We start from the raw sequence: 6,246 nt of genomic DNA, 5'->3' as shown, positions 1-6,246 counted from the left end.
TAGATATTCTTTTTTAACCTTATCACTCATACTAAATATAGCTTTCTCAAAAAGCATCCCATTATAATCATAAATGTCGTTTTTTCCGCCTAATTTTTCTCCTAACTTCATAGCTTCTTTAGCTTCTTCATAAGACTTTTTTATAGACTCTATGGTAAAAGCTTCACTCCCATAACTTATACAGCATCTACAATAAAGCTTTTCTGTAATTAACCCTTTTATGATCTTACATTCATCTTTTATATTATCAAAGTTTCCTATAACAAGTAAATCATTATCATATATCATAGTTACTACTTGTTTTTCACAATAATAAGTTTTTAATATATTTAATGCCTCATACTTGCTACCATCTACCTTAATTAAAATAAACATTCCACCTTCCTTGAGAAAAGGTACTATTTCATTTAGCTTGTCCAGACAAACCTTATTCCCTTGAATAGCATCAATAAAGAATTGCTCTCTTAAATAGAATAATTGCGAGTATCTTTCTTCTATGTAATATTTAATAACAGGCATGCATAAATGGTATTCATTGTTCATTATTAGAAAATATTCTTTACTTCCTAGGGATAGCTTTACACTAATTCTCTTTTTTTCCTCTATTTCTTCTCCTAAATAAATATGTTCTCCGCTCTCTGTTAATATGTTAAATTTAACTCCTGAATTTAAACTTAATTCCTCTAAGAAGCTTTTCAAATAGTACATTAAATTTCCCTCCCACTAAGCTACTACTCTATCTATATACTACTATATTTTGTAAGGTTATTTAATTAAATCTTAACATATCATTAAGAATTTGTGAAATCCTTTCCCTAAAAAATAATAAAAAAATTTCATATAATTAGAAAAAATGCCAAATTTCCTTCATAATCATCAGAAATTTTGGCATTTTGTTAATTATTTGTTTTCACAATACTTTCCCTGATATAAATCATTATCCTCTAGATGCTTATCTATAGCATTTAGTATCTCCCATTTCTTTAAACTCCACATAGGTCCTATTAAGCTTTCTCTTGGTGCATCTCCTGTTAGTCTATGTATTACTATATTATCAGGAATTAAACATATTGCCTTTCCTATAAGCTCTACATACTCATTTTGTTCTAAGAATTTAAGTCTACCTTCCTCATAATCCTTAACCATAGGAGTATTCTCCATAAGATGAAGAAGATGAAGTTTTATACCTTGTATATCTTTATTAACAACATACTTAACTGTATTTAACATATCTTCATGACTTTCCTCTGGAAGTCCAAAGATTGTATGCACTACTACATCTATATCTCTACTCCTAAGTCCTTCTACAGCCTTGTCAAATACCTCTCTATCGTATCCTCTATTGAAGTTCCTTGCTATATCATCCCTAGAAGTTTGGAATCCAAGCTCTATCCATATATGAATTTTCTTGCTAAATTCCTCTAAAAGATCTAACACATCCTCACCTAAACAATCTGGTCTAGTAGCTATAGCTAAGGCAACTACGCCCTCATCTTTAATAGCTTCTTCATACTTTTGTCTAAGATCATCTATAGGTCCGTAAGTGTTTGTATATGCCTGAAAATAAGCAATGTACTTACCATTTTTCCATTTCTTATTCATCATATCTTTTATATCTATAAATTGATTAGATATAGATAGCTTCCTACTACCCGCAAAGTCTCCTGATCCATGAGAACTACAGAAAGTACATCCACCCTTTGCTACTTTTCCATCTCTATTAGGACAAGTAAATCCTCCATCTAGAGATATCTTAAATACTTTCTCTTTATACTTTTCTCTAAGAAAATAGTTTAAGCTTCTATATCTTTTATCTCCCCACATCTTTTGCATAAATTATTCCTTTCATTTAACCAAGTAATATATAATTAATAATTACTATTAATTATATATTATAATTTCTCAATCTTAAAGTCCTTTAAGTCAATTTCATATTTTCCATTTTCTACATTATCCGTCTTTCCTTTTACCTCAAATATAAGATTTTCTTCTTCAAATCTGACAAGTGTAACATCATACTTACTTTTAGGAAACTTATCCTCTATCTCCTTTGACATTACCTCTGATGATTCTGCATTATATAACTTAATGTATGTTCCTCCTTGATTTTTATATTGTACATTTAAAAATTTTTCTGTTTTTGAGAAGGTAATAAGATCTATTTCATCTTTTAATAAGTCAATACTAAGGATTTTTTTGCCTATAGGAATTTCTCTTGGTCCTGTTTTACTTTCTTTTCCCGAAGATCCACCCCCGCCTTCTTCTGCGCCACTTTGGCTTCCTCCACCACCTTGCCCACCCTGGGTTTGCATTGAATCATCAATTACAAGTATTGCAACATAAGATTTCCCATTACCCTTAGTTGAAATAGCAAGTTTTGATCCTGAATAAGATAAAGTCATTATTCCAAACTCACTTTTAGGAGTTTCCAATCTTTCAATATTTGCACCATCAGTTTTAGGATAAGCATAATTGGGTATACCACTCATATCTACCACAAGCTGAGTCTTTACATTATCTTTATTTCTAACTCTTATAGCTCCATTTTCCATAAAAACTTCTTGAGACTCTGTTGTTGAAATATCATTAATTTTGTATTCCCCATCTTTTTTAGATACCTTTAATTTATATTCTTCTAATAATGAATAAGGTTTATCCTTCATAATTTTCGCTGTCTTTACTTTGAATAAACTAGCTTTTCCAACCTCTGTAGAATCTTCTGTTTGCCATCCCGCAATAACCAAGTTACTTTTACTTTCTATCTTTGTTTTCTCAATTATACTCTTATCTAAACACTTCTTAGCTTCATCAATATTATTAGCCATAAGTGCATTCATATAATTATCTGCTACATTTTTAGCAATTTGAGTATTAAACTTTTCTTCTTCACTCTTATCCTTTTTATTTGATGAAGAATTGCACCCAATTATGGACACCATTATTAAAAGAAAAAATAAAAGCCATAATTTTCTTCTCACCTATATCACTCCCTATTTAAATTATCTATTATAGGTTTCCAAAAAAAACACTTATAAATTCATTTTTCTATGATTACTCTTATATATTTATATAGATATAAATTTTATAGGAGTGATATTTTGTGAAAAAAGGCTTTTCTCTAGTCTTTCAATGTGCTGCTGTGTTTATTGGAACCATTGTAGGTGCCGGACTTGCTTCTGGTAAAGAAATAACACAATTTTTTACTTCTTATGGTTTTCCAAGCTTTATTGGAATAATAATTTGTGGAGTAATATATATTTTAATTGGAGGAATTATTAGTAGTTTAAGTATTAAATATAACTTAAACTCTTATAATGAATTTATAACCTTTATAAGTCCCGGTTTTCTTGGAAAAATTATAGATATTATAACTGGACTTTTCCTTTTAAGTGGTTCAGCCATAATATTGGCTGGAAGTGGTGCTCTTTTAAATCAATACTTTGGAGTATCTAGATGGATTGGTATACTACTTATGGCCACTTTCTCTATATTAACTCTACTTAAAGATACCAGTGGACTTATAAAAATAAATAGTTTTATAGTTCCTTCACTTATCATGGTAATAGTCACCATCTTTACTCTATATCTATTATTTTATAAAGATATGATAACCGTAAAACATCTAACATCCATACCTTATACTAAAAGCAATTGGCTTCTTTCAACTTTATTATATGCGGGATTTAATCTCCTTTCTTCCAGTGGAGTTTTAGTTCCTTTAAGCAAGGAATTAAAAAAGGAAAAACACATATTATGGGGTGTATCAATTGGTGCACTAGTACTTACAGTTCTCTGTATATTTATAAACATAATGCTTATGTTAAATCAGCCATATATAAATCAGTATGAGGTACCTCTTCTTTATATAACTAACAGATTTGGTAAGTCTATTCAAATAGCTCTTTTAATTATAATTTGGTGTGAAATGTTCTCAACAGAGGTTTCAAATATATACAGCATAGCTAAAACCTTAGAGTATAAATTTAAACTTCCTTTTAGGAAGGGAATATTTGTAATAGTTTTACTTGCTATTCCTATATCCCAAATAGGTTTTACAAACTTAATAACTATACTCTATCCTATATTTGGTGGAATAAGTTTAATATTTATGGCTCAACTTCTTCATTTCTTCTTTATAAAAAACAAATAAGGTGAGGTATTCCTCACCTTATTTCTATTAAAAATATTTTAATATATAAACTATGGTAATCATAAATTACTTACTATTACTATTAATAAAGTAAATTTTTAACTTCATACAAAATATAATTTTAACTTATATATCTTAATAACCTCTTTATTATCTCCAACTAAATCTTATATTTTTCTAAATCTATCTTGAATTGATTAGTAATTTTTTTAAACTCTGAAATATTCTTTATGAGTTTCTTTATCTCTTCTGTATACTTAGATACATTTGCACTAACTTCTTCTGAAGAAGCCGAATTCTCCTCTGCAATGGCAGCTAGTGACTCTATGGTCTCATATATTGAAGCTATAGAATCTGCCTCTTTATTAAGTTCACTTATAGTTGTTATCATTGACGTAGATACAGACTGTATTGATATAGTAGCTTCATAACTAATATCTCTCACAATCCCTAAACTACTTGTCTCTTCTTCTAAAACTTTATACTGATCATCTATATTTCCAACTAAAAGTCCTATATCTTCTACAAACTGAGCAAGATTTGAATTTATATCTCTAACAGCATCCTTTGATTGCTCTGCCAGCTTTCTTATAGACTCTGCCACCACAGCGAAACCTCTTCCTTGCTCTCCAGCCCTTGCAGCCTCTATGGATGCATTAAGTGCTAGAAGATTTGTTTGTTCTGCTATATCAGAAACTATTGAAACAATGTTTGTTATATCTTTAGCCTTTCCTTGAAGGTTAGAACCACTATCTTTTACCTTCATAAAACTTTCAAGGGTTGTTTTTATATTTTTAGATGCATTGTCCACATTACTGAAGCTATTATTTATCTTATCTATAGCTTCTTCAAGTTCCTTCTTATTTGAGTTTTCATTATCAACTATTGTCTTTAATGCTTCTATATTACCGTTTAACCTAGATGCTACTTCTTCTGTATTTTGCGCTTGAGATACCGCCCCCGTCGCAACCTGCTCTACTACATTTGATATTTCCCCTGAGGTATAATTCATTGTATCTGAAATATTATTTATTATAGCTACAAAACTATTCATTTCATCTGTTATACCCTTAAAACCTGTGAAATCTGCTCTTAATATTTTATTATAATCCTTTATCTCATCATATATCTCCTCAAAGAAATCCCTTGTAACTATTTTACCATCATGAAAATACTTATTGTCATTTATTCTTTTAAGTTCTTCCATTATCTCATTTTTAGGGCTTATTAAAAGTGATGTTACTATAAAACTCACAAAAGTTGAAATACCTGATATTATTGCGCCTTTTATTATTCCTGTTAATAACATTGATGATATCAAAGTTGGTATTAATGTGGCTACTGCTACTTTACCTGGAAGGCTTCTTATAACTCCAAATGATAGTAAGCTATTGAAAAAGTATTTCTTTTTATAATATATATCCTTCTCAAAAGTCAACTTAAGTTTTAAGTAATCGCTACTTCTTTCTACTTCATGAACTTGTATATTTTCGTTAAAATGTATACAACTTCCATTTAATAGGCCTAAAAAATAATCGAACATCCCTCTTTTAGATCTATATGTAAAATATGCCTCTCTAGAAGATACAGGTTCGATGCCAACTAGCGGAGGTTTTGCCCCACTAAACTTCTTTGTCATAACTACATGGATATCATATAAAGACTTTAAAAATGAATATAAATTTTCATGTTCAAATAATGCAGGATAGTCATTATAGAAAGTATTCAGATTGCTTTCACCAAGGTCTCTCCAAAGTTTTCCTATCTCTATATTTTTTTTCTTAGCTATATCACCTATAACAGCTTTTATCTTATCATCATCTACTGTTTCCACAGGTGTAAATATTTTATTACTATTCCACCCTGAATTCTCCATAGCACTGTTAACCACATCATTTCCATATAGATTCCTACAAGTCTTAATCCATGTAGATACTACTGTTCCTTTCATAAATACGCCCCCTATATATGGTATTAATATAATTTACTTACTTAATTATTTGTTAACTATTTCATATATGTTTCTCAAGTTTTATATAAAGCTAAAGAGGGGAAACCCCCTCTTTAACTTTATATTACCTTTAAGCTTTTATCAA

5 protein-coding genes are annotated in these 6,246 nt (G+C 29.5%); 1 reads left to right on the top strand and 4 read right to left on the bottom strand.

The window, feature by feature from the left end:
- The 3 genes from AB2369_RS01555 to AB2369_RS01545 form a co-directional block, all read right to left on the bottom strand.
- Positions 1-708: hypothetical protein (locus tag AB2369_RS01555; RefSeq protein WP_367664712.1), on the bottom strand; the 708-nt coding region annotated here is incomplete at its 3' end.
- A 192-nt stretch (positions 709-900) separates the two neighbouring features.
- Positions 901-1,833, bottom strand: a complete 933-nt coding sequence (locus AB2369_RS01550; RefSeq protein ID WP_367664711.1) for a TIGR01212 family radical SAM protein — start codon at positions 1,831-1,833, stop codon at positions 901-903.
- A 59-nt stretch (positions 1,834-1,892) separates the two neighbouring features.
- The gene (locus tag AB2369_RS01545) at positions 1,893-2,978 is read right to left on the bottom strand and encodes a head-tail adaptor protein (RefSeq protein WP_367664710.1); all 1,086 of its coding nucleotides are present in this window, start codon (positions 2,976-2,978) and stop codon (positions 1,893-1,895) included.
- Between the two features lie 122 nt (positions 2,979-3,100).
- Between AB2369_RS01545 and AB2369_RS01540 the strand changes: the two genes are divergently transcribed.
- Positions 3,101-4,150 carry a transporter gene (locus tag AB2369_RS01540; RefSeq protein ID WP_367664709.1) on the top strand — a complete coding sequence of 350 codons (1,050 nt, stop codon included), beginning with the start codon at positions 3,101-3,103 and terminating at the stop codon, positions 4,148-4,150.
- 160 nt (positions 4,151-4,310) lie between these two features.
- Here AB2369_RS01540 and AB2369_RS01535 read toward each other — a convergent pair whose 3' ends face one another.
- Positions 4,311-6,101, bottom strand: a complete 1,791-nt coding sequence (locus AB2369_RS01535) for a heme NO-binding domain-containing protein (protein WP_367664708.1) — start codon at positions 6,099-6,101, stop codon at positions 4,311-4,313.
- Between the last annotated feature and the right edge of the window lie 145 nt (positions 6,102-6,246).

Origin of the sequence: Clostridium sp. (assembly GCF_040797585.1) — a bacterium.
In the GTDB taxonomy this organism is placed as follows: domain Bacteria; phylum Bacillota; class Clostridia; order Clostridiales; family Clostridiaceae; genus Clostridium_Z.
The sequence above is the reverse complement of the archived record's forward strand: the minus strand, read 5'-3'. Positions and strand labels throughout refer to the sequence as shown.

Coding starts and splice junctions, on each gene's coding strand:
- AB2369_RS01550 (WP_367664711.1), bottom strand. CDS start 1,833: ATGCAAAAGATGTGGGGAGATAAAAGATATAGAAGCTTAAACTATTTT.
- AB2369_RS01535 (WP_367664708.1), bottom strand. CDS start 6,101: ATGAAAGGAACAGTAGTATCTACATGGATTAAGACTTGTAGGAATCTA.